This window comes from Desulfomonile tiedjei, assembly GCA_016212925.1.
Lineage (GTDB): Bacteria > Desulfobacterota > Desulfomonilia > Desulfomonilales > Desulfomonilaceae > JACRDF01.
Window position 1 is genome coordinate 270,196 of the sequence record JACRDF010000010.1, and the last position, 22,634, is coordinate 292,829.

At 54.1% G+C, this 22,634-nt stretch carries 19 protein-coding genes; 12 read left to right on the forward strand and 7 right to left on the reverse strand.

What is annotated here, in order from left to right; translation table 11 throughout:
- Nucleotides 1-144 precede the first annotated feature (144 nt).
- The 11 genes from nifA (at nt 145) to HY913_05410 (ending at nt 13,182) form a co-directional block, all read left to right on the forward strand.
- On the forward strand, nt 145-1,707 hold the full coding sequence (gene nifA, locus HY913_05360) for a nif-specific transcriptional activator NifA (GenBank protein MBI4962687.1): 1,563 nt from the start codon (nt 145-147) through the stop codon (nt 1,705-1,707).
- 315 nt (nt 1,708-2,022) lie between these two features.
- Complete coding sequence (locus HY913_05365; protein MBI4962688.1) at nt 2,023-3,261, forward strand: ammonium transporter; 1,239 nt, start codon at nt 2,023-2,025, stop codon at nt 3,259-3,261.
- Nucleotides 3,262-3,352: 91 nt separating this feature from the next.
- Nucleotides 3,353-3,691: a P-II family nitrogen regulator gene (locus tag HY913_05370; GenBank protein MBI4962689.1), complete on the forward strand. Its 339-nt coding sequence runs from the start codon at nt 3,353-3,355 to the stop codon at nt 3,689-3,691.
- A 555-nt stretch (nt 3,692-4,246) separates the two neighbouring features.
- A complete protein-coding gene (locus tag HY913_05375) occupies nt 4,247-5,986 on the forward strand; it encodes a hypothetical protein (protein ID MBI4962690.1) in 1,740 nt (579 codons plus the stop codon).
- 51 nt (nt 5,987-6,037) lie between these two features.
- On the forward strand, nt 6,038-6,244 hold the full coding sequence (locus HY913_05380) for a hypothetical protein (protein MBI4962691.1): 207 nt from the start codon (nt 6,038-6,040) through the stop codon (nt 6,242-6,244).
- Between the two features lie 323 nt (nt 6,245-6,567).
- Nucleotides 6,568-7,779: an ammonium transporter gene (locus HY913_05385; GenBank protein MBI4962692.1), complete on the forward strand. Its 1,212-nt coding sequence runs from the start codon at nt 6,568-6,570 to the stop codon at nt 7,777-7,779.
- A gap of 101 nt (nt 7,780-7,880) precedes the next feature.
- Complete coding sequence (locus HY913_05390) at nt 7,881-8,219, forward strand: P-II family nitrogen regulator (protein ID MBI4962693.1); 339 nt, start codon at nt 7,881-7,883, stop codon at nt 8,217-8,219.
- A 281-nt stretch (nt 8,220-8,500) separates the two neighbouring features.
- On the forward strand, nt 8,501-9,913 hold the full coding sequence (gene glnA, locus HY913_05395) for a type I glutamate--ammonia ligase (protein ID MBI4962694.1): 1,413 nt from the start codon (nt 8,501-8,503) through the stop codon (nt 9,911-9,913).
- 551 nt (nt 9,914-10,464) lie between these two features.
- On the forward strand, nt 10,465-12,165 hold the full coding sequence (locus HY913_05400) for an NAD+ synthase (GenBank protein ID MBI4962695.1): 1,701 nt from the start codon (nt 10,465-10,467) through the stop codon (nt 12,163-12,165).
- 32 nt (nt 12,166-12,197) lie between these two features.
- Nucleotides 12,198-12,875, forward strand: coding sequence for a type 1 glutamine amidotransferase (locus tag HY913_05405; protein ID MBI4962696.1), 678 nt, complete (start codon nt 12,198-12,200; stop codon nt 12,873-12,875).
- A gap of 13 nt (nt 12,876-12,888) precedes the next feature.
- Nucleotides 12,889-13,182 carry a hypothetical protein gene (locus HY913_05410; protein ID MBI4962697.1) on the forward strand — a complete coding sequence of 98 codons (294 nt, stop codon included), beginning with the start codon at nt 12,889-12,891 and terminating at the stop codon, nt 13,180-13,182.
- Nucleotides 13,183-13,611: 429 nt separating this feature from the next.
- Here HY913_05410 and HY913_05415 read toward each other — a convergent pair whose 3' ends face one another.
- The 3 genes from HY913_05415 to HY913_05425 all read right to left on the reverse strand — a co-directional run bounded on the left by HY913_05415 (nt 13,612) and on the right by HY913_05425 (nt 15,385).
- Nucleotides 13,612-14,337 (reverse strand): phosphoribosyltransferase, encoded by a 726-nt coding sequence (locus HY913_05415; GenBank protein MBI4962698.1) that lies wholly within the window; start codon nt 14,335-14,337, stop codon nt 13,612-13,614.
- Nucleotides 14,338-14,692: 355 nt separating this feature from the next.
- On the reverse strand, nt 14,693-14,866 hold the full coding sequence (locus HY913_05420) for a hypothetical protein (GenBank protein ID MBI4962699.1): 174 nt from the start codon (nt 14,864-14,866) through the stop codon (nt 14,693-14,695).
- Nucleotides 14,867-15,091: 225 nt separating this feature from the next.
- On the reverse strand, nt 15,092-15,385 hold the full coding sequence (locus tag HY913_05425) for a hypothetical protein (protein ID MBI4962700.1): 294 nt from the start codon (nt 15,383-15,385) through the stop codon (nt 15,092-15,094).
- A gap of 378 nt (nt 15,386-15,763) precedes the next feature.
- Here HY913_05425 and HY913_05430 point away from each other — a divergent pair, with 378 nt between their 5' ends.
- The gene (locus tag HY913_05430) at nt 15,764-18,784 is read left to right on the forward strand and encodes a hypothetical protein (GenBank protein MBI4962701.1); all 3,021 of its coding nucleotides are present in this window, start codon (nt 15,764-15,766) and stop codon (nt 18,782-18,784) included.
- 565 nt (nt 18,785-19,349) lie between these two features.
- Here HY913_05430 and HY913_05435 read toward each other — a convergent pair.
- The 4 genes from HY913_05435 to HY913_05450 all read right to left on the reverse strand — a co-directional run bounded on the left by HY913_05435 (nt 19,350) and on the right by HY913_05450 (nt 22,629).
- Nucleotides 19,350-20,426 (reverse strand): SGNH/GDSL hydrolase family protein, encoded by a 1,077-nt coding sequence (locus HY913_05435; GenBank protein ID MBI4962702.1) that lies wholly within the window; start codon nt 20,424-20,426, stop codon nt 19,350-19,352.
- 279 nt (nt 20,427-20,705) lie between these two features.
- Entirely contained in the window at nt 20,706-21,866 is a 1,161-nt protein-coding gene (locus HY913_05440) for a UxaA family hydrolase (GenBank protein ID MBI4962703.1), read from the reverse strand.
- A complete protein-coding gene (locus HY913_05445) occupies nt 21,863-22,135 on the reverse strand; it encodes a UxaA family hydrolase (GenBank protein ID MBI4962704.1) in 273 nt (90 codons plus the stop codon). Before HY913_05445 ends, HY913_05440 begins: the two co-directional genes overlap by 4 nt.
- 341 nt (nt 22,136-22,476) lie before the next feature.
- On the reverse strand, nt 22,477-22,629 hold the full coding sequence (locus tag HY913_05450) for a hypothetical protein (GenBank protein ID MBI4962705.1): 153 nt from the start codon (nt 22,627-22,629) through the stop codon (nt 22,477-22,479).
- Nucleotides 22,630-22,634: the final 5 nt, after the last annotated feature.

Consider the following 22,634-nt stretch of genomic DNA (forward strand, 5'->3'; position numbering starts at 1 on the left):
AGGGGTCAAGTAATTCATAATAAAATTAGATAATTCTGCCGGGCAGTTGAACGGTTTCGCCTCCGCTGGACAGTGCTTGTAGTTGTGGCTACATTTTGGTAAGATTCGCGGATTGTGCCGACCTATCTGTCAGTCGAGGAAATAATGGAAACGCGTGTGGGAAAACAAAAGGTCAAGAGCGAAGTCCCCGAACTGTTGCTCCTCTTTGAAATTAGCCGGATTCTGGATCGCAGTCTGGACCTGCGTGATGTGGTGGGCCCGGTCCTCGAATCAATTGCCAAACACATGGGCATGATGCGGGGTACCCTTACTCTTGTGAATCGCGACAGTGGAGAAATATTCATAGAAGCGGCTCACGGCCTGTCGGAAAGCCAGAAAGAGCGAGGCCGATACAGACCCGGCGAAGGCGTGACAGGGAAGGTTGTCAAGACCGGCCGACCCGTAGTGATCCCCCATATTTCGGATGAGCCCCTGTTTCTGGACCGGACAGGGGCACGAAAAGGACTCCAGAAGAAAGACATATCTTTTATCTGCGTTCCCATAAAGCTTGGGAGCGAGGTTACGGGAGCGCTCAGCGCGGATCGGCTCTTTGACGCGGGCGTTTCCTTGGAAGAAGACGTTCGCCTCCTGTCAGTCATAGCTTCCATGATAGCCCAGGCTGTTCGGCTGCGCCAATCCGCGCAGGAAGAGCGGCACAGGCTGATGGAGGAAAATCTCAGGCTGAAAGACGCGCTGAAGGAGCGTTTCAAGCCTTCCAACATAGTGGGAAACTCAAAGGGCATGCAGATCGTTTACGACCTGATCGCACAGGTCTCCAAGAGTGATACCACGGTCTTGATAAGAGGCGAGAGCGGCACGGGCAAAGAGTTGGTCGCGCACGCGATCCACTTCAACAGTTTCAGAGCTTCCAAACCGTTCATTAAAGTCAATTGCGGCGCGCTGCCGGAAAGCGTGGTGGAAAGCGAGCTGTTCGGGCATGAGAAGGGCGCGTTCACCGGGGCCATCGCCACCCGTAAGGGGCGGTTCGAACTGGCCCACGGCGGCACCATATTCCTGGACGAGATCGGTGACCTGTCCCCCACAACGCAGATCAAGTTCCTCAGGGTCCTGCAGGAAAAAGAGTTCGAACGCGTCGGGGGAACTCAGACCATCAAAACCGATGTCCGTGTCATGACCGCCACCAACAGGGACCTGGAAGAGCTGATCGAACAAGGCAAGTTCAGACAGGACCTCTATTATAGGCTCAATGTCTTCCCGATTCATATTCCGCCGCTGCGCGAGCGAAAGACCGACATACCCTTACTCGCGGACCACTTCGTCGAAAAATACAGCAAGGTCAATCACAAGACCATACGGCGCATTTCCACGCCGGCCATAGACATGCTCATGACCTATCATTGGCCGGGTAATGTCAGGGAACTGGAGAACTGCATGGAGCGCGCGGTTGTATTGAGTTCGGATCACGTCATTCACGGACATCACCTGCCGCCGACGCTTCAAACTGCTGAAGCCACCGGAACGGTGCCCGAAGGAACTTTGGACGGCACGCTCGGCAATGTGGAGCGCGATTTGATTTTGGACGCGCTGAAGGCCGCCCGAGGCAACAAGGCCAAAGCTGCCAGGGCCCTGGGAATCAGCGAGAGAATAATGGGACTGCGGGTAAAGAGGTATGGGATAAACCCTCGACGGTTTCGTACCATTTCGTAACACTTCCGCTCATTACGTACGTATATGTACGTTTGTCCCCTTTGATGTTACAATTGTGTCGGCCTACCTCGCCAAAAATGTAACACAAATCCAGCATCTTACCGTTCAAGCAACCAATCCGCGGGCTTTTGGCATCCCAATTGCTCCTTATGACGAAAAACTTGAGTCGCCGGTAAACCCCGTTATCCCAAGTCGTCTTCCAACCGAAAATTTCAGGGAGATCTTCATTCCACGAAACGGTTTCTCCCCGGAATTTCTGACAGCCGACTGACGTCCGGCGCCTAAGGTGAGCATTTTCTCGGAGGAGTTCTAAAAATGAATGCTGCGGACAACGCGTGGGTTTTGGCGGCCTCGGCTCTGGTGCTTTTGATGACACCGGGGCTGGCCATGTTCTATGGCGGAATGACACGGGCAAAGAACGTTCTTTCCACAATGATGCACAGCTTCTTTCTTATGGGCTTGGCATCAATCATCTGGCTTTTCTACGGGTTCAGCCTGGCCTTTGCGCCGGATGCCCTGGGCGGTTTTCTGGGTGGTGCGGACTACTTCGGCTTGAACGGCATCGGCGGGGCGCTCTTCCCTGACCTGCTGGACTCTTCGAAGACCATGACCATACCCGGTACCACCTTCATGATCTTCCAGTGCATGTTCGCGGTGATCACACCCGCGCTCATATCCGGGGCGTTTGCTGAAAGGATGAAGTTCAGTTCCTTCATAGTCTTCATGGTCCTGTGGATAACCTTTGTGTACTGTCCGATCGCGCACTGGGTGTGGGGTCCGGGTGGCTGGATCGCCGGTATGGGAGCGCTGGATTTCGCGGGCGGAACTGTTGTCCACATCAACGCTGGTGTGGCGGCCCTGGCGTGTTGTCTAGTCATCGGCAAGCGCAAGGGTTACGGAACCGCGCCCATGATGCCGCACAACCTCACTCTTACACTTCTCGGCGCGGGTTTGCTCTGGTTCGGCTGGTTCGGCTTCAATGCAGGCAGCGCGCTTAAAGCAGATGAGGGCGCGTCCATGGCGTTTGTGGTCACCCACATGGCCACGGCAGCCGCGGCCATGTCCTGGGTTTTCGCCGAATGGATTATTAAAGGAAAACCGACAACCCTTGGCGTGGCATCCGGCGCGGTCGCAGGTCTCGTAGCCATAACCCCGGCTTCCGGTTTCGTTGGGCCGATATCTTCGGTGATCATCGGCGCGGTTGCGGGTGTTGTCTGTTATCTCGCAGTATTGGCCAAGGCATCGCTAGGGTACGATGATTCACTCGACGTTGTCGGCGTCCACGGCGTAGGCGGGGCATGGGGCGCAATCGCTACCGGGTTATTCGCTTCCAAGGCAATCAATTCCGCGGGCGCGGACGGGCTCTTTTTCGGAAACGCGGGCCAGTTGTGGATCCAAATAGTGGCCGTGGCCGTGACGATCGTCTACTCGTTGGTGGTCAGTCTCATCATCCTTTACGTAATCAAGGCCATCATGGGTGTGAGAGTCACTGAAGAGGATGAAGTCGTCGGCGTGGATACGTCGGTTCACGGTGAGGCCGGCTACAACATCTAAGCATAAGCGGCTCCATTTTTGAAACCCGCACCCTGAGCCACGAGGATGCCAGGTGCGAAAAAATTGCCCGATAGTTGAAAAGGGGACGAGGATGAAAAAAATCGAAGCAATAATCAAGCCCTTCAAGCTTGACGATGTGAAAGAGGCGTTGAGTTCGGTAGGTGTTCAGGGAATGACCGTCACTGAAGTGAAAGGTTTTGGACGCCAAAAAGGCCACAAGGAGATCTATCGCGGGGCCGAATATTTAGTGGACTTTCTTCCCAAAATCAAGGTAGAGATGGTAGTGGTGTCGGAAATGGTCGATCAGGTTATTGAAAAGGTTGTTTCCGCGGCGCGAACCGGCACCATCGGGGATGGTAAGATATTCGTAACTCCGGTTGACAAAATAGTTCGCATACGCACGGGGGAAAAGGACGCGGATGCAGTGTGATTTTGGTTCAGCGCGCTGTCACGGCCGGGGTGAGCCTGTAAGTCTGTACCTCGTGGTCTATGCTCCCGGAGCGCCCGGATGGTCAGCTTGCGCGCACATCGGCCGGATTCCCGCGAGGCAGTTGTCACGGTTGACATGAGGAGGTAAGGCGCGGTGAGGACCAACACGTACGGCCGTGTAATTTTGGATCATGAAAACCTACACGCGAGTAGCTTTTCTAACGGAACCTAAACAATTCGGCATTGGGTGCGCGGCTTTTTACAGTGTCCTTTTCGGGGGTTACCTTTGACCACTTTCCCCGATACGTTATGGAACGGTTGTTGCTTAAAGAATAAACACAACCGTTCTTCAGCAACGACAACAGACGAGGCAGCCGGCCAAAGGCCGGGGGCCTCGTTTACCCCGCGGCAGGATAGGCGCGAAGCCTGGACACGAGGCTTGAACCGCCGCGTGATCCGATCGAACTTGTCTTAGCGGGGTGGACCGTGGTTGCGGTCATGAGAGGATATTTCTTCAGTTTTTAATGTACTTTTTTTGTTTGGGAGGAGAGGGATTATGCGGAAAATCCGGTTTTTATTTACAGCACTGACAGTTGGGCTGTGTCTGTCCATGTTCGCGTTCCCTGCGTTTGCGTGGGAATTCGGAATGACAGGCACAATGAACTGGTACTACGAGTTCTACAACCAACGGGGCTCCAACGGCTTTTTTGGACCCTACAATGTGGATAACGGAGCAGGCACGACTACCGCCAATCTCAACTATTGGTGGAACGGCGCGAGATTGTCCCAGAACCTGGTCACCGGCCAGGATGCGGCGAAATCGTATTTCTTCGTCCTATTGGAGCCCGAGATAAAGATCAATCCCGCTGTAAGGCTGAAGGGCAGATATCGCCTTGGCCAGTACGGTATTCCCCAGGCGAGCTACTACTACACCTGGGATTCTCCGGGGACGGACAACGCCTTGAGCGAAGGCCAGTGGACAATGTTCTGGGCCACGGCCTCGACGCCTTGGGGCACTCTCGGGGTGGGAAAGAGACAGTGGAAATTCGGAACAGGACTGCAATATGACGGTTCCGACGGCTTGACCACCGAATCCTTGGTCCTTAACGCGCCGTACGGTCCGCTGGACATCGGCATCGGCTTTTATCCTCACAGACCCGCACGACCGGGAGCGACCATCCCGATCGATCCGTATGACCTGGTTGTCGCTCCGTATTTCAACCATGCCGACAAGAGCGGCGGGCTTATCAAAGACCTGTTGGCGTACGTGGTTTACAACAACGGGCCGGTTCAGGCAGGGATAATGGCCGCGGGGAGCAGCTTGCACATAGGGCCGGAAGGGCCTTTGCAACCGGCCTTTCCGGTTCCCACGCCAGCGGCCCAGTTAGGCCAGGATTCTGAGTTTTTCCATGGCACGATATTCACGAAGTACAACAATGGCAGGTTCTTCTTCAATGGAGAGGCCGCGTGGTTGTATTGGACCGACAGGCTGTCCGGCACGGGCGCTTTTGCCCCGGTCCTGGACCCAACGGTTACCGTAGGCCAATTCGCGGCAGGAGTGCAGACAGTTTTGCCTAACGCAAGATACACCGAGCAATGGCGTTTCATGGTTGAGACCGGGGCCATCTGCGGGCCTGCCAAGGTCACCTTAATTTCCGCATGGACTCCGGGGCCCGACCGCCGAAATGCCGCGCTCATCGACAAACAATCAGCCGCGTTCGTGTGGCACCCGAGCTTTGATCTGTTCCTGGGCAATTACGACGTGTTTAGGCCCTATAGCTGGCTCTTTACATATAACTATGGCTCAGGATTTAACGCGTATAACCTTTCCTTGGACGGCTACTTGAGGGACGCATGGGTCCTGGGCGGCAGAGCGGATTACGCGGTTGCGGCCAACCTGAATCTCTTCGGAACGTTCATTTGGGCTGAAAGAACGTCCAACGGGTACGGGTGGGGTGGCATAGCGCCAAACAACGTCTCTCCCATTCCGGCTACTTTTATTCCGGACGGGAACCTTCGTTTTGCCATTAATGGCGCTGCCGGATCTCCCAATATCCCCGATCGCGCCCTTGGTTGGGAAATGGATTTTGGTGCCGATTGGCAGCTTCTCGAAGGGCTCACGTTCGGCTTCCTTGCAGCGTACTGGCAGCCGGGCAGATGGTTCAGCTACGCGTGCATAGACAGATCGGTTCCGGGATGGGACGCGCCTGCTGCAGCGAACAACTTTGGGACCAGGCCTGGCAAGAAGATTGACGCCATATTCGGGGGCCAGGTCACCATGAGCTTTACGTTTTAAGGGAACCGGCCGTTGCCGGCCGGCAATTTCATCAACAGGAGCTTAGGAACAATGAAAAACGCTCTGATAATCTTTGGAGTACTATCGCTAGCCCTGGCAGGTGTGTACGGAGTGTACACCAGCTATGAACAAACCGCGGCAACGCCTGCCGCCACATTCCTTTTGGCCGCGGATGAAGAAGAAGAGGAATTGGCGGTAGATATAAAGGAAGAAGAGATAGTGGGCCCGGACCGCACCTGGAATGTACAATTGGGTTAAGTTTGCATAAGTCCGTTGGTCCCGGTGGGGTCTTTATACTTCGGGACCAACTGATACCTTCTGAGTCGGCCGAGGGTAGAGGGAGCTTCAACCTACAAATATGTAACATTGCCCCCCGAATACCTACCCCGAGGTAAGGGTCTTGAACGAACCTCGAAACCCTCGGATAGGCTACTTGTAAATTTATAAGGTAAAACTGCACGTTTAGTAAACCTATGCTTCTCCCCGCGTGTTTTGGCACGCTGGTTGCTCGAATCGCCAAAAACGTAATGTTACGGTTTTGTAACTGCGATTTCTGATTCGGGCAGGGAGGAGTAGAGAATATGAACGCTGCCGACACGGCCTTCGTCATGGCGTGTTCTGCGCTGGTTCTGGTCATGACCCCGGGCTTAGCCATGTTTTACGGGGGGCTGACCCGAGCGAAGAACGTCCTTTCTACAATGATGCACAGCTTCTTTCTCATGGGGCTGGCGTCAGTGGTCTGGCTTGTTTATGCGTACAGCCTCTCTTTTGGTTCTGACATCGGCGGGTTCATAGGGGGCCTGGAACATTTTCTTGCCAACGGGGTCGGCGCTGACGTGAAGGAGGGATTGACGATCCCTCATACCGTATTCATGACATTCCAGGGAATGTTCGTGATCATCACCCCGGCGTTGATTTCGGGCGCATTTGCGGAGCGGATGAAGTTCAGCACCTTCATCGTCTTCATGATTTTATGGATAACACTTGTGTACGCCCCGATTTGTCATTGGGTCTGGGGCGGGGGATGGCTTAGCAAGCTGGGGGTTTTGGATTTCGCCGGAGGCTTGGTAGTCCATCTGAATTGTGGTGTAGCCGCTTTGGTATGCGCGATAGTGGTAGGAAAGCGCAAAGGATACGGCACAAGGGCTTTCATACCGCACAACCTCACCCTGACTCTTCTAGGCATTGGCCTTCTCTGGTTTGGGTGGTTCGGCTTCAATGCTGGAAGCCGCCTCGCTGCAGACGGCGTAGCCGGTAACGCTTTCCTGGTCACTCACATGGCTGCGGCCACAGGCTCATTGACCTGGGTTTTTGCTGAGTGGATATTAAGGAAGAAGCCTACAACTCTCGGTCTTGCATCAGGCATGGTGGCGGGACTGGGTTCCATCACCCCCGCGTGCGGATTCGTCGGGACCTCATCGGCTCTCATAATAGGCGGCGTGGCCGGGGTGATCTGTTACATCGCGGTCCTCGGTAAAGAAAGATTGGGCTATGATGATTCTCTCGACGTGGTCGGGATTCACGGCGTCGGCGGAGTCTGGGGCACGTTGGCCACAGGTCTTTTCGCCTCAAAGCTAATCAATGCCGAGGGAAACGACGGGCTTTTCTTTGGGAACGCCTCGCTACTGGGCACGCAACTGGTAGGCGTACTTGCTACAATTATATATTGCGCTGTGATTACCTTAGTCATACTGTATGTTCTTAAAGCCATCATGGGGCTTCGGGTCACAGAAGAGGAAGAAGAGGCCGGTGTGGACACAGCTGCCCACGGCGAGGTAGGATACGATTTCTAAGCGTATTCAAGGTAAGCCCGTTTGCGGATATTTCCCGCGGCGGGCCAGAGAAGCTGCCACCGGCAATGAATACACGACCCTAGACTGTCAAGGGGGTACGAATGAAGAAGATAGAAGCGATCATAAAACCTTTCAAACTCGACGACGTGAAAGAGGCCCTCGGATCCGTGGGGGTCCAGGGGATGACTGTTACGGAAGTAAAGGGCTTTGGTCGACAGAAGGGACACAAGGAGATATACCGGGGAGCGGAATACCTGGTGGATTTCCTCCCCAAGATCAAGGTCGAAATGGTGGTCCCCAAGGAGATGGTGGACCAGGTTGTTGAAAAGATTATCGCCGCGGCTCGGACCGGGAGCATCGGCGACGGCAAGATATTTGTCATGCCCGTCGAAACCGTTGTGCGAATCAGGACGGGTGAACGAAACGCGGACGCACTTTAATTCCAAAGTAAGTTCAAAATAGGGGTTGCGGGGAGGAGACCTTTTACAAAAGAGGTTCTCTCCGCTATTCCTCGTTTTTGCCAGTTCGCAATAAATAACCTGACTTTGGGCGGACAGGCGGCATGTCTTTGGAGCGAAGTCAGGTCCGCCGTTCGCAGCGGAAGAGATATGCCGCCTGTCTTATAAGGAAAATGGCGAACTGGTATTAAATATTCGTGTGAGAACAGGTTTTCCCGGCAGCGGGACGATCGTACAGACTTCATATAGAAAAGGAGCAAGGCATGGAGCCAAAAGAAGTGTTGGAGTTCGCCAAGAAGAATAAAGCACAGATGGTGGACCTGAAATTTATGGACTTTCCGGGCATGTGGCAGCATTTTAGCGTGCCCCTTCACGAACTGGAAGAGGATTCCTTTGAGTCCGGGTTCGGGTTCGACGGATCGTCGATTCGTGGGTGGCAGCCAATCCACGCATCCGACATGCTGGTCATCCCCGATCCCGACACCGCGGTCATGGACCCGTTTATGGCCCATCCTACTCTGTCTTTGATCTGTGACATTGTGGATCCGGTAACCAAGGAGCGTTACACCAGAGATCCGCGCAACATCGCACGCAAGGCCGAAGCGTACCTGAAGTACACGAAGGTCGGCGACACGGCGTACTTTGGACCTGAAGCCGAGTTCTTCATCTTCGACGATGTTCGCTACGGATACGGTTCGAACCACGGCTTCCACGAAGTGGATTCCATCGAGGGCTGGTGGAACACAGGACGAGAAGAGAACCCCAACCTGGGTTACAAACCGCGTCACAAGGAAGGCTACTTCCCAGTATCTCCTACGGACTCTCTTCAGGACATTCGCACTGAGATGACCCTGGTCCTGGAAGCCCTTGGAATCACTATCGAGGCTCAGCACCATGAGGTCGCCACCGCGGGGCAAGGCGAAATCGACATGAAGTTCGCTCCGCTTGTGAAGATGGGCGACCAGCTTATGTGGTTCAAGTACGTCCTCAAGAATGTTGCAAAACGGCACTGCAAGACCGTTACGTTTATGCCCAAGCCCCTGTACGAGGACAATGGGTCGGGAATGCACACACACATAAGCATCTGGCGTGGCGACACCCCTCTTTTCGCAGGGGACAAATACGCCGGTGTTTCCCAGGAGGCCCTGTGGGCAATAGGCGGAATCCTGAAGCACGCCCCGGCTCTATGCGGAATCTGCAATCCCACCACCAATTCCTACAAACGGTTGGTCCCAGGGTTTGAGGCTCCCAATAAACTGGCTTATTCTTCAAGGAACCGCTCCGCTTGCTGCCGTATTCCCATGTACAGCGCTTCGCCTAAAGCCAAGAGGGTCGAGTATCGCACCCCCGACCCTTCCTGCAACGGATACTTGGCCTTCAGCGCCATTCTGATGGCCGCTCTGGACGGCATAGAGAACAAAATGGACCCCGGACAGCCTCTGGACAAGGACATCTACGCTCTCTCGCCGGAGGAACTCAAAGCCGTACCGTCGACCCCGGGAGACTTGGGAGAGGCTCTGGACGCCTTGGAAGCAGACCATGAGTTCCTGCTGAAAGGCGACGTGTTCACCCAGGACGCTATCGACATGTGGATCGAGTACAAAACCGACGCAGAACTGAATCCCGTGCGAAGGAGACCGCACCCGTACGAGTTCGCTCTATATTTCGACATATAGGCGCCCCAAACGGTCGACAGACAGCGCGCAAGTCATCAGCCGTCGCGGACCAAAGTGGCCCCCGGCGGCTGATTGCTTTTAGTTCCTAATCTCTTGCGTCCCGGAGGGACGGACCGGAATTAGCCCGGCGATTCAGAGATTGTGTCAAAATCAACTCCTGCCGCGGAAGCGTGTTACGGCCTGGGTAGCCGGACGTTCGGTGGGACAGGCTTCCAGCCTGTCTATCAGAATGACCGGCAAGATGCCGGTCCTACCAGCGGGTCGCGAAGCGACAAGAGGTCTTGCGCCCCTACGTGATTGATAATCCGGTTCTTATGTCACAGGTGCAGACCTCTTATTCCTTCGGCACCCGGAGGCCGTAGCCTACGGGCTGCCCAACGCCCACGGCTTCCAGCAAATTCGTGGCACGATCCTTTCCTGAAATTCGATTTTGAGACAGTTTTCCACGCGGGCTTGATTTTTTCGTCCTTTTTTCCCATTTTGAAGGCGAACGAATTTAATGTTGACGGAGCAGAGGAATACTCTCCCGAGACTCTTCGGGGAGGCTTGTTATGGCGTCATTGAGAGTCGCTCAGGCCCAAGTGAATACTACGGTGGGGAATTTCCGGGAGAACCTTGAGAAGATCCGCGCCTGGGCCGATCGCGCAAGAACCGAGGCCGTGGATATTGTCACATTTCCGGAACTCGCTTTGTGCGGGTATCCTCCCGAAGATCTCCTTATCAAACCGGGGTTTTTGAGGGCCAACCTTGCCGCGCTGGACGAACTCGTCCGACATTGCCGAGGGATCAACCTGATTGTGGGGTTCGCTCACAGGGTTAACGGCAAAGTTTACAATGCGGCGGCTTTGATAAGCGACGGGGCGCTGATTGACGTGTATCACAAAATAGAGCTTCCCAATTACGGAGTGTTTGACGAGAAGCGATATTTTGTGCCGGGTTCGAGTTGTCTTGTCTTTGACTTGGCCGGAGCGCTATTCTCTGTCACGATCTGTGAAGACATCTGGATACCCGGGTCGGACACTGAGAGCTGTGCCACGAAAAACGGCGCGGACTTCGTGTTGAACATATCAGGATCCCCTTATCACGCCGGCAAGTTGATCTTGAGACGTGCCATAGTGGCCCGTTTCGCGGCGGCCACAGGGACAACGGTTTTCTACAACAACCTTGTCGGCGGCCAGGACGAACTGGTTTTCGACGGCGGCTCCATGGTTGTGGATTCAAAAGGAACGTTACTGTCGAGCGCCGCAATGTTCGAGGAAGACCTTCTCGTCACCGACATTGAGATAACCCCGGCTCCCCGCAAAAACCGGCCGTGGAATATGAATGGACCGATCAGAGCGCTCCCGCCGGCTGATGCGTCCGTCCGAAAGCCTGTGACTCGGTCCATAACTCTTGAGGTGGATCGAATCGAGGAGATTTACAAGGCCCTCGTGCTTGGGACCCGCGACTATGTCCGCAAGAACGGTTTCAGAAATGTGGTTATAGGACTCAGCGGCGGGATCGACTCATCCCTGGTGGCTGCCGTCGCGGTGGATGCTCTTGGATCGGAGCACGTGGTCGGCGTAACAATGCCGTCGCAATACACTTCGAACGAAACCTTCTCAGATGCGGGTCACCTGGCTGCAAATTTGAACATGCGGCTGATTACCGTGCCTGTGAAGGACATTTTGGGTTCATACTTCGAGGCGCTGGAAGAGCCGTTCCGTGAAGGCACCCCGTGCGTGGAAGGCGAGAACTTGCAGGCCCGCATCAGAGGCAACATTCTCATGGCGCTGTCCAATAGGTTTGGCTTCCTAGTGCTCACAACGGGAAACAAGAGCGAGACAGCGGTAGGCTATTCGACTCTTTACGGTGATACCGCGGGAGGCTTCGCTGTAATAAAAGATGTGCCGAAAACCCTTGTATATGAACTCGCTGCATACGTTAACAAAAAGGCCGGCAAGGACATAATTCCACGCAGTGTGATTGAAAGGCCGCCTTCAGCGGAACTCAGACCCGACCAAAAGGATGAGGACAGCCTGCCGCCATACGAAGTGCTGGACCCAATACTTAAGGCTTATGTGGAAGAAGACAAGGCGCCTGATGAAATCGAAAGCTTTGATCCGGACCTCGTGAGGGAAGTAGTGCGCATGGTGGATCGCAACGAATACAAGCGCCGCCAGGCCCCACCCGGAGTCAAGATTACCCCCAAGGCTTTCGGAAGAGACAGGAGGCTCCCCATAACAAATCAATATCGAAGCGGAAGCAAATAACGCGAATTTAGCAGGGAGAGCAAGGAATAAACATGAAAATACTCGTAATTATGCATGTGGGATCCGAAGGCCCCGGAACTTTAGGGACGTTTTTCGATTCGATAGGTGCCGAAATTTACACCGCCCGGCTGTACGCGGGTGACAAGCTGCCGGACGGTCCTGATGATGTCGACGCCATAGTTAGCATGGGCGGTCCTATGAATGTGTACGAAGAGGAGAAATATCCCTTCCTGCGTGCGGAGACACATTTCCTCAAACAAGCGATTGACGCGGGCAAACCCGTGCTCGGCATTTGCCTGGGAGCCCAGATGATTGCGAAGGCCCTGGGTGCTCAGGTGACCAAATCGCCTGTGAAGGAAGTAGGCTGGGGCAAGATCGCTCTCTCGGATGCAGGCCGCGAGGACGCCCTTTTCCGGGGACTTCCGGGAACATTGGATGTGCTCCAATGGCATGAAGACATGTTCCATATTCCGGAAGGAGGTAAATTGCTGGCCTACTCCGAAGATTGCCCTCATCAGGCATTGAGGTATCGCAATGCTTACGGATTGCAGTTTCACCTGGAAGTCACGGCCGAGATACTCCTGGAATGGTTTTCAGATTCGCCGGATCGCGATGACATAATCGGGCGGTACAAGAAATTGGAGCCCGATTTGCTGGAACAGGCTGAAATGTTGTATAAGAACCTCCAGGGACTGATAATTTCAAAATGAACAGGATAGAATCATGAGACATTCCATGTTCAGAGCGTCGTTGATCTTTTCGCTGGCACTAATCGTGTGGGCTGCGCCTTTCGCGACAGATGCCGCGTACAGTTGGGGCCGTGACGGCACCATGATAGAAGGAGTAAGCCAGAGCCAGATCGACGCTTATCGTTTTGGCGCGTTCGGTTACCAGGGCGCGGGTTTCTGTGGCCCACCCTTGGCCGGGCCGCCCCCTTTCGCCGTGGGGGCCCCTCCGGTTCCCTATCCGAGAGGCTATCCCGGTCAAGGCCTTCCCCCCTATGGGACCTGTGAATAAGAGACGGTCTCAAAACCTTTAAGTGCAGAGGATCCGTGTAGGGGCGCTTCGAGAAGCGCCCTGATTGCGGGCGGTCCACGAACCGCCCCTACAACATGTGACGCCGGTTGCATAAGATCTTCCAGTTTTGAGACAGCCTCATAATCAACGCTCCGCGCAGAAATTCATGGCCGGCAGCTCCGCGAAGAAGTGCCCTCAAACACCCGGCGAAATTGGAGGCTGATACCACCTCGCGTTCAAACTGTGAAGATGACTTCGCAGCAAAAGCAGCACTGACCTGGTGCCCAGGTCAGTGGCACCCAATATTTTCAACTTCCAACGGTGTTGGGTGCCACGGACCTGCCCAAGCAGGTCCGTGCTTCTTCTCTGCCGTGTTCCAAGTGGGATCGCAAATCAGTATGAAGGGGGGCGGGTTCAAAGCTGATGCGGTCAGGCCGCAGGCGCGGAACGGTGACTCTTGAGGACCTGCCGAACCTCATCGTCCGACATGTCCGAGAAGCGGCTGTAAAACGATGCGACCGCGAACGGCGGAAAATCCTGTGCAATCAAGCAATGGATAACGTCAAAGTAAGGCGTAACCTTTGTTACCGAATCAGCGGGTGAGACCGGCACGCAAAGTGTAATAGACCTGGGACCGAGCGCTCGAATCATCTTTGCCGCTGCCATGGCAGTGTAGCCTGTGGCCAGGCCGTCGTCTACCAAGTAAACGTCCTTGCCTCGTATTTCCGGAGGATCTACGGTCCCGCGATATTCACGGGCACGACGCCGAACTTCTTCGGCCACTTCTTCGGATATTGACTCTATTTCCAAGTCGGAAAGACGAAAGTGCTGCACCATTCGTGTGTTCAGTATTCGGCTCCCGTCGATGGCCACGGCCCCAAAGCCTGCCTCGGGAGAACTCGGCAACGGGAGTTTTCTCACAAGCGCGAGGTCGAGCGGAGCTTCGAGATAGTCCGCAATCGCAGCTCCCACAGGGACGCCACCCCGCGGCAAGGCCAGGACAAACGAGTTCGCTTGCGGTCCGCGGTTCAACTCCTTCACCAGTTCCAGGCCTGCGTGGTAGCGGTCCCGAAACGCAGGGAACGGCCCGGAAACTCGCCTGTAAATATGGACCTTCGTATCGGGTATGTACTCGACCACGGCAGTACTCCGCATGTCCTCGTCTGAAAAGGCCTTTCATAACAGGTCGCTTTCAGACGGTGAAGACGACTTTAGATCAAAAACAGCACTGACCTGGGAACCAGGTCAGTGGCACCCAACAGCCAAGCAACATCGGCCAGGGGGTGCCACGGACCTGGGCTTTGGGAGGTCCGTGTTTGACCGCAAATGGCGCATATGTCCGTTCCCGAAATAGTGTCCGTTTCACATCGGGTGCCACTGCCGGCTCGTCCAGCAGTGTTTTTTCTTGCAAACGCACTGCTGAGCCGGGAGTGGCACCCCAGCAACAACCCTTGCGCTGCTGCGGCAAACGGTTTAATCAACCAACGATACTATCGGCCGTCTATTATTGTTAGACAACAAGACCGGGATCTGATTCCTCTTCCGGCGTAGTCTGTTCGCGGCAGGCGTTACGGCTGGATTCCTTCTTCTTGTCCTTGTGGGGTCCACCCTTGCAATGGGTGACCATAACAGGGACCAGAACATTCCTGGGTTTCGGTTTTCTCCTTTTCTTTCGAGGTTTCACGTCGTCTACTCCACAGGTGCGGCGTTCGTCTCATGCCTTGAACTTGATCCCCACTCTTCTCCGCGTTCGTTTCATGCCCCCGCTGACACTCTTGGCGAGACTCGCGGGCCTTAAGTTTCGGGACGCGCGAACCCTTTGGCCGAATCATGATTTACATGCAATCGTGCCGGCCGGCGCAGTGTTTTCATGGGCAAGAAGGTTCGAGAATCCTGGGTGTCCGCCGTCCTATTTGGGCTTTATCTTCTCGGCCAGAGACTCAAGCGTTTTGGCCAGAAGCGATCTCGTCTCGTTGGAAGATTTGCCGGCGACCTCAACCACCACCGACGCCATCTCTAAGATCTTGCCCTTGGCTTCTCCGGCCAATGGCTCCAAGGTCTTCCTCAACGACTCCGTAAGCCTCTGTGCCTCTCCCAGTGGATCTTCGAGAACCGACTTGGAAGAGGTCGAAGCGGGCCGCCAATCGCTGAAAGGCTCGTATTTTCTTTTCCAAAGTTCCGGTCCCTCACCTGTGCTGTTCATAATCATCCTCTCCTTAGATATTAGTGTCAGGAAACCCCTTACAAAGACGGTTTAACATAGAATGCTTTCTTGCGGTCCGAAAAGTTGCTCCGAGGCCTTCCCATTCCAAATTTCAGCCTCCACGTACTGCGACATCAAAGCAAGCGCGAAGTTTCATAGTCAGTTTCGTCAGGAATCGTATCGTTTATCGAATTAACATTTGAGGCGGCCTGGGGCCGCACGCGTGGAGGCAGCCGGAACCAAATCGCCGAACCTGAAGTCCTAAATAGAAAGGTGCAGCAATCATTGGCAATTGCCGCATACTATTTACACAGACACCGATACATGGGAATGAACAACCAAGGAGTATTCGCTCATGATACGTGATAGGGGGTGCAGATGCATAGTTTGATAGGCGCTGGTCATAAACACATTGTAGCAGCGGTTCTCACAGCGGTTTTAATGGCCATTTCCTGGAGTTGTCCGCCAACGTCCCTTTCCCAGAGCGGCGGAGGACCGAGCGCGACTGTAGCGGCAATTCAAGGCGAAGGTGAAGTGACCCTGGAAGGGCGGGAAGAGTCGCAGAAACTGCGAAGCGGGGATACGGTCCAGGCCTGGAATAGCATAAGCACCGGCGAAAACAGTAGGCTGTTTCTGAATTGGGACAATGGCGTCGGGACCTCGATGGGAGACTTCTCTTCTCTCTTTCTCTCACGGGGACAGACAGCGACAGGCGAAAGCGATATCTTTCAAGTCGTTGAAGGAATTGTGCGAGTCGCAACCGGCCGGTCAGGAGGGGCTGCTCCATATTCCCTTGTGACGCCGGTGGCTTTGATAGAACCGGCAGCGTTCGATCAACCCGCGGATTTCATCGTAGAGGTGTACGATTCATCAACAACCGTGCTTACTGTGGTGGCCGGCGACTTGAGGGTCAGCAATCTCTCAACAGGTGATTCCAAGGAACAAATAGTATCCCAGTGCCAAACCGTTTATATTGAGCAAGGAAAGGCCCGCCTCGAAGCGCTTGCGTCGTCTTTGGAGGACGTGAACAGGCTGATCGGCCAAACAACTCTCCCCGGGACGATCCTCGCTACCAAGGAACCCTGCGCCATCGCGGCCGAAGTTCAGCCCGCGCCTCTCCCGCCCCGTGTCACGCAGCCCGAGCCGCTTACTACGTACGCGTATCCGTCTACACCCGAGTATTATGTTGAAGACTGGGACGAATACGATTTCTACCCCTATGAGGAAATCACCGTGTTGCCTCCAAGGCCGGGTATTGGCTGTGTCATTGTTGTTCCCGGGATTGGAGAGTATGTAATCCCATTGTCGTACTTCGACGGCTGGGTCTACGATCCGGGTGTTGTGGTAGTTTGGGCAAGGCGTTTCTTCTTGGAACGCCTGGTTTACAACGACTGGGATTATCTCAGAGGCCTGCGCGCTCGCCAGCGCCATCTCCACCATGCCATGTATCTGGCCCAATTGGGTCGAAATCCGGCATTATTGCGGCAGGCCCGCAACGAACTTGACTTCTTGAACCTCCGAACCAACTGGCTGGGTGGCAGGCTCCGCCGCCTGGAAGGAAGAGTTGCCGGCCTGCAACACCAGGAACAGCAGTTGGCCCCTCGCTTGCCCAGAGGCTTGAATCTGAACAACGCCCTGGCTCAATCCTTCACTTCGCCCGCGAACCTGGCCGCAATGAACAAGCTGCAACAAAGGCTGAGAACGGACCGGGAGGTCCAAAATCGACTGGTAAACGTTGCAGGCAACGAGCTTGCAGGCCTGCGATCCCAACTGGCCAGGGAGAAAGATCCGCAAAAGCGTCTGGCCTTACGGAACGATTTGGCACGGTTCAGAAGCGACGTTGCTGAAGGCAAATTGCCCATTTCACCGAAGCAATCCGACCTCAGGAACCTTGTTACGCAGCTTTCCAAAGAAAAGAACCCAAACTCCCAGGAAAAAATCCAGAAACAACTCTTAGGGCGGCTGGACAGAACCGAAGCCGCGCGTATGCCCGAGGCCCTTGATCCGACCAGGTTGACCGCCCTGAAGCAGGACCTGACCAAATTCCCCAATCCTGCAAAGCGGAGCGATCTTGAAAACCAGGTTACACAACTCCAACAGTCAGTGCAGGCAGGACAACAGGTCGAAGCCAACCGGCGCAGAGCTGAGGAGCTTGCCGCTCAAGCTGCCAGGGAAAGGAATCCCGAAAAGCAAAAAGAGCTTATAGGCAAAATGCAGGAGCTGTCCACGCCATTGGCCATAGTAGGTGGGGCCGCAGTGGGCGCGGGCGCGATGAAGCTGATGCAGCAGCGCCAGCAACACCTTGAGCAACAAATCTCAGGTGAGAAAGACAGAGAAAAGCGAGCAACCCTTCAACAGAGCCTGGAGGACCTGAAGAAACGGCAAACCGACCTGCAAAAACAGGAACAGCTCAAGAAACCACAGGAACTTCAGCGCATGCCTGGAGTGGTTCCTCCGACACAACTTGAGCTGAAGAAGCTGCAACAACTGGACCTCCGTAAGCAACAAGAAGAAAAGCGCACCTTGCAACTGCAACAAAAGCAACAGGAACGGGAACAACAGTTGCAGTTGAGGAAACAGCAACAGGAGGACCGAGCGAAGGCGCTTCAGCAGCGGCGATTGGAACAGGAGGACCGAGCGAAGGCGCTTCAGCAGCGGCGATTGGAACAGGAGGACCGTAAGAAACAGCTTCAGATTCAACAGGAGCAACTGCGTTTGAAAGGACAGCAGGAGCAGGAAGGGCTGAAGCTGCAAAAACAGGAACAACTGCGTCTGAAGGGACAGCAAGAGCAGGAACGCCTGAAGCTCCAGCAACAAGACCGTGAAAAACAAATCCAGCAACAACGTCTGAAGCAACAGGATCAGGAGAAGGTGCTTCAACAGCGGCGCTTGGACCAAGAGCAGCAGAAAAAACAAAGTGAAGAGTTGAAACGCCAACAGCAACTTCGGCTACAGCAAGACCGCTCGGGTCAGGAGCAGGAGCGCATCCGCCAGCAGCAGTTGAAGCTTCAAGAGGACAAGTCGCGGCAGCAGCAGTTCAAGCTGCAGCAAGATCAGTCTCGGCAGCAACAGTTGAAACTTCAGCAGGAACAATCTCGCCAACAACAGTTGAAGCTTCAGGAGGACAAGGCGCGCCAGCAGCAGCAGTTAAAGCTTCAGCAAGACCAGTCACGCCAACAGCAGTTGAAACTGCAACAACAGCAACAACAGCAACAGCAGCAGCTGCAACAGCAACAGATGAAGCAACAGCAAGAGCAGGCTCGGCAGCAACAATTGAAACTGCAGCAGGATCAGGCCCGTCAACAACAGTTGAGGCAGCAACAACAACAGCAGCAACTACAGCAGCAGCAGCGCCTCAAGCAACTCCAAGAGGAGGAAGCGAAGAAGCTAAAGAAGTAATATTACGCACTTTAATGTTATGGTAGCTCTCGAAAATGAACGCGGATTAACTTCTGGGTGCCACTGCTGGCTTGTCCAGCAGTGCGACGCCATTCGGGAACAGCTCTTGGGGAAAGCTATAGTAGCCCCTTCTGTCAAGCGATGCCTTCTGTATTGGGTGCCACGGACCTGGGCCTTACCAGGTCCGTGCTTCCCGCCGTTTCTATCGCCACGATAACTCGGAAGATTCCCTGTTTTGCCGTACCATCGGCTCGCTTTTCAATTTGGTGTTCAATTCTGGGGACAACCTCACTGTTTTTCAAAAACGCCGGCACGGACCTGGCGGAGCCCAGGTCCGTGACACCCGGGAGTAAATCCGTGATAACTTTCGAGAACTGCTACAGATAACCTCTGGCCCCCTTGGACCGAGGAACAGTCCCGGATTGAGGTAGGGGCACGGCACGCCGTGCCCTTTACTCATTTCATTTTGCCTGGGTAGGACGTGGTAACCCCGTGTGGAACGCGGTGGAACCGCATCGCTCGCGGCAAAAAAATCGGGCACCTTGATCGACTCTGTTCCCGTTGATCACTGCCTGCTGCGTGCTTGCAGCAGGTCATCGCAATTCAATCCCGTGACACGAGCAAGATGTTTGGCAATCAGGTCAGCTGCTAAAGCATTGCCGGCAATATTCCAATGGGTGTCTTGAGGCTTGTACACACGCTTCTGAAGCGTCGCCTGCTTAAATGCCTCCAATAGGTCCAGGTACTTAACGGATATTTTGTCGAATCCCGAAGCCAACAATCGGTTCGGGATCTCAAAGTCGTAATCTGAAGGATTACCATCCAGGGCTTTGACAACTTCGGCTTGAAGCCCTGCGTTAACTTGAAGCTCATCAGGAATTACCACAATCAAAAGATCGATTTTGCGATCATCGCAGACATCTTTGATTGCACGTACGCATCTCATAGCTTCAACGACCCCTGCGGTTAGTTCTTTGCTGTCTTTCCTGAAAAACACGCTACGTTTCTTCTCAATTTTAGTGAAGGCTTCCGGATTGAAAGAAGGGCAGTCATCGCAATACTGACTGCCGGGAACGTGGCGGGGATCGTTGGCGGAGCCTTTGTGAGCGGCATACAAGCTTCTTACGGCCCGGACTGTATAGGAATGCAGCCAGGGTCTGGTCGATTCCGCTATTTTCAGGTCATTGCCCAGGAATAGATTGATTACTACAAGGTTTGGCGACAGGTCCAGCCCTTCATTTTTGAGCAGAGCCAAATAGTGCTCTGGTTGCATGTCCGCGATTCCCATGTTTATGACTTCATAATCCCCGCACCTCTTAAGGTTTTGTCCCAACAGTGTGAGGTAATTATATCGATAAGGAACTACTCCGTAAGCAAAGGAATCCCCTATGCCGATAATTCTATAGACTCCCGGCGCCTTATTTTGAGCGAATTCAACGTCCTTATATCCTCGTGAGTTGAGCTGAAAATCATAGTCTTTGGAATATGGTTTTCCGCGCCACATATTGTACGCATAGTCCTTGTACGACAGGCCCGGTACAATCGAAGGCAATGTTCTGAGGGCAATTTCCAGGAGCGCAAAAGAAATGCATAAGACCACTATTGTTTGTTTCAGCAGTATTTTTGCTCTGCTCGGAATCATCTGCGCTCCATGCGTGCCTCGTATGCCCGTCCCCAGTCAAGCATACTCACGTGCGTTGACGCTTTAGAACCGTTTGTAGCGCCCCTGCCGCAGAGTCCGCAAGGTTCCAGGTCCCGCTTCATCGGCTGCAGCACTACCGACAAGACATGGCGGTCCATATAATTGACCATGTACAGGAGGGAGCAGACAATCAGAATAAAGTGCGCGTTCCATCCACCTGTTTTATAAATGCCCTCTTTCATTTTTGTTGGCTTTCAGCGGAATCGTCGGATTTTGAAATTAGAATGGCGGATAAACGGTCATGAAGGTGAAGACATCCATGCCATTTGTTTCTGCTTTGGTTTTTTCACCGTTGATCACCCGGATCATCAAATCAACCATCTCCGAGCGTAAGCCGTTGAGCGACTCGCCTTCCAGCATCCTCCCGGCGTTGATATCCATATCGTCCGACATGGCTTCATAGGTCCGGGAATTGCTGGACACCTTGATTACCGGCATAATCGGGAATCCGGCCGGTGTTCCTCTTCCGGTGGAAAAGAGCATGATCTGGGAACCGCTGGCGGCCAATCCAGCCATAGAGTCTCCATCATATCCGGGCCCATCCTGCAAAATAAGACCTCTTTCAGTGGGTGCCTCACCATAATCCACGATCTGATTGATTGCAGTGGATCCGCCTTTGAAAATACAACCCATGGATTTTTCCGCGATCGTGCTCATGCCTCCGTCCATATTTCCCGGAGAAATTACCAAACTGGCCATAGGGCCCATGACATCGTGCGTCAGTTTTTCCGCGTCCTCGACCATCTTCCCGATCCGTTCGGCGACTTGCTCGTTTTTTGCTCGCCGCTTCAGTATATGATCCGTCCCGATCATCTCGGTGTTTTCACCGAAAATGACCGTGGCGCCATTCCCCACCAACAGGTCTGACACAGCTCCTAAGGCCACGTTCGCGGTTACACCCGACATGGCATCGGAACCGCCGCATTCCATGGCGACCATTAGTTTCTCCCATGGCATCGGAACACGTTCTTGATTCCTGATCTCGTCCACGATTCGCCGGGCCGCGGCGGTTCCCTTCTGCGCTGTTTTCAGAGACCCACCGTCCTCCTGAACATTAAAAATCTCCACAGGCTTCCCCGCATCCTTTAAAAGCGGAGCCAGATTTTTCGTGTTGGAAACCTCGCAGCCCAAGCCAATGAGGACCACTCCTCCTACATTGGGATGGAGCACCATTCCGGAGAGGATTTGAAAAAGAATCCGAAGTTCTTTTGGCCCCCCCCGGCCGCATCCATGAGCGTGGGTAATCCCAACCGCATCGGGCACATCCCTGATAATGCGCTGGACCACTCCGTTGACACAGGAGACGGTGGGCATAATCAAGACATGGTTGCGGACTCCGAAGTCTCCGTTCTTTCTTAGATATCCTGTTATTTCACTCATTTCTTCCACCGCTCGCTTTCCAGGTTATGTGTATGTACCCATTGTCCCTTTTTGATTTCCTGAGTGCTGATCGCTATGATCTCGCCGTATTTAATGATCTCTTCGCCGGCAGCGATGTCTTGTAAAGCAACCTTGTGACTCGCCGGGATTTTCTCGAGAACGGTAAATGGCTCCAACCCTTTTGCCGCAGCTGTTTCTCCCTCCGAGAGCGTCATCAGCGCGACGGCCACGTTATCGCGGGAATTAATCACGATGATATTGTCTGTCATACGGCCTCCTTCTATAAATGAACGGTTCATTCAAGACCGACTGAATAAAAAGCAGCGCAAATCTTATGGCTTTGCACCGCGCTGATTCTGTAAATGCTTCGGAATGAAAGCGCTCACTGATGCATCCACGACTGCCTCTTCGGCCCTGTTCTGCGGCTTTTACATTCTTAAACCCGAAACAGCCACTAAGCGCGAACACGACAGCGAGTAGGATGTGGTGAGCGCAGCGAACCGCATCGTTCGCGGGAAAGAGTGGGGCGACGCGACCGATGCGGTTCTCCCGCGAACCGCGGGATCACCGCATCCTACGGGGTCGACATAGTCAGTTTCCTCCAGATCATCTAGTACCCTAGGATGACCGGAGAAGGCCCCGGAGTTACTAATAAGGCTGACAATATCAAGGTCGCAGTCATGATGAGAAACACCACCCCAAGAGCCGAGAGAACCACTTTCCAAGAGGGCCTTCGGCTCTTTTCCGCTTCTTGATTCGCCATGAATG

Excerpts from the sequence above, each read along its gene's own strand:
- nifA (MBI4962687.1), top strand. The coding sequence starts at position 145 with ATGGAAACGCGTGTGGGAAAACAAAAGGTCAAGAGCGAAGTCCCCGAA.
- HY913_05415 (MBI4962698.1), bottom strand. The coding sequence starts at position 14,337 with ATGCGGAGTACTGCCGTGGTCGAGTACATACCCGATACGAAGGTCCAT.
- HY913_05370 (MBI4962689.1), top strand. The coding sequence starts at position 3,353 with ATGAAAAAAATCGAAGCAATAATCAAGCCCTTCAAGCTTGACGATGTG.
- HY913_05405 (MBI4962696.1), top strand. The coding sequence starts at position 12,198 with ATGAAAATACTCGTAATTATGCATGTGGGATCCGAAGGCCCCGGAACT.
- HY913_05450 (MBI4962705.1), bottom strand. The coding sequence starts at position 22,629 with ATGGCGAATCAAGAAGCGGAAAAGAGCCGAAGGCCCTCTTGGAAAGTG.
- HY913_05425 (MBI4962700.1), bottom strand. The coding sequence starts at position 15,385 with ATGAACAGCACAGGTGAGGGACCGGAACTTTGGAAAAGAAAATACGAG.
- HY913_05410 (MBI4962697.1), top strand. The coding sequence starts at position 12,889 with ATGAGACATTCCATGTTCAGAGCGTCGTTGATCTTTTCGCTGGCACTA.
- HY913_05365 (MBI4962688.1), top strand. The coding sequence starts at position 2,023 with ATGAATGCTGCGGACAACGCGTGGGTTTTGGCGGCCTCGGCTCTGGTG.
- HY913_05430 (MBI4962701.1), top strand. The coding sequence starts at position 15,764 with ATGCATAGTTTGATAGGCGCTGGTCATAAACACATTGTAGCAGCGGTT.
- HY913_05390 (MBI4962693.1), top strand. The coding sequence starts at position 7,881 with ATGAAGAAGATAGAAGCGATCATAAAACCTTTCAAACTCGACGACGTG.
- glnA (MBI4962694.1), top strand. The coding sequence starts at position 8,501 with ATGGAGCCAAAAGAAGTGTTGGAGTTCGCCAAGAAGAATAAAGCACAG.
- HY913_05385 (MBI4962692.1), top strand. The coding sequence starts at position 6,568 with ATGAACGCTGCCGACACGGCCTTCGTCATGGCGTGTTCTGCGCTGGTT.
- HY913_05440 (MBI4962703.1), bottom strand. The coding sequence starts at position 21,866 with ATGAGTGAAATAACAGGATATCTAAGAAAGAACGGAGACTTCGGAGTC.
- HY913_05400 (MBI4962695.1), top strand. The coding sequence starts at position 10,465 with ATGGCGTCATTGAGAGTCGCTCAGGCCCAAGTGAATACTACGGTGGGG.
- HY913_05380 (MBI4962691.1), top strand. The coding sequence starts at position 6,038 with ATGAAAAACGCTCTGATAATCTTTGGAGTACTATCGCTAGCCCTGGCA.
- HY913_05375 (MBI4962690.1), top strand. The coding sequence starts at position 4,247 with ATGCGGAAAATCCGGTTTTTATTTACAGCACTGACAGTTGGGCTGTGT.
- HY913_05445 (MBI4962704.1), bottom strand. The coding sequence starts at position 22,135 with ATGACAGACAATATCATCGTGATTAATTCCCGCGATAACGTGGCCGTC.
- HY913_05435 (MBI4962702.1), bottom strand. The coding sequence starts at position 20,426 with ATGATTCCGAGCAGAGCAAAAATACTGCTGAAACAAACAATAGTGGTC.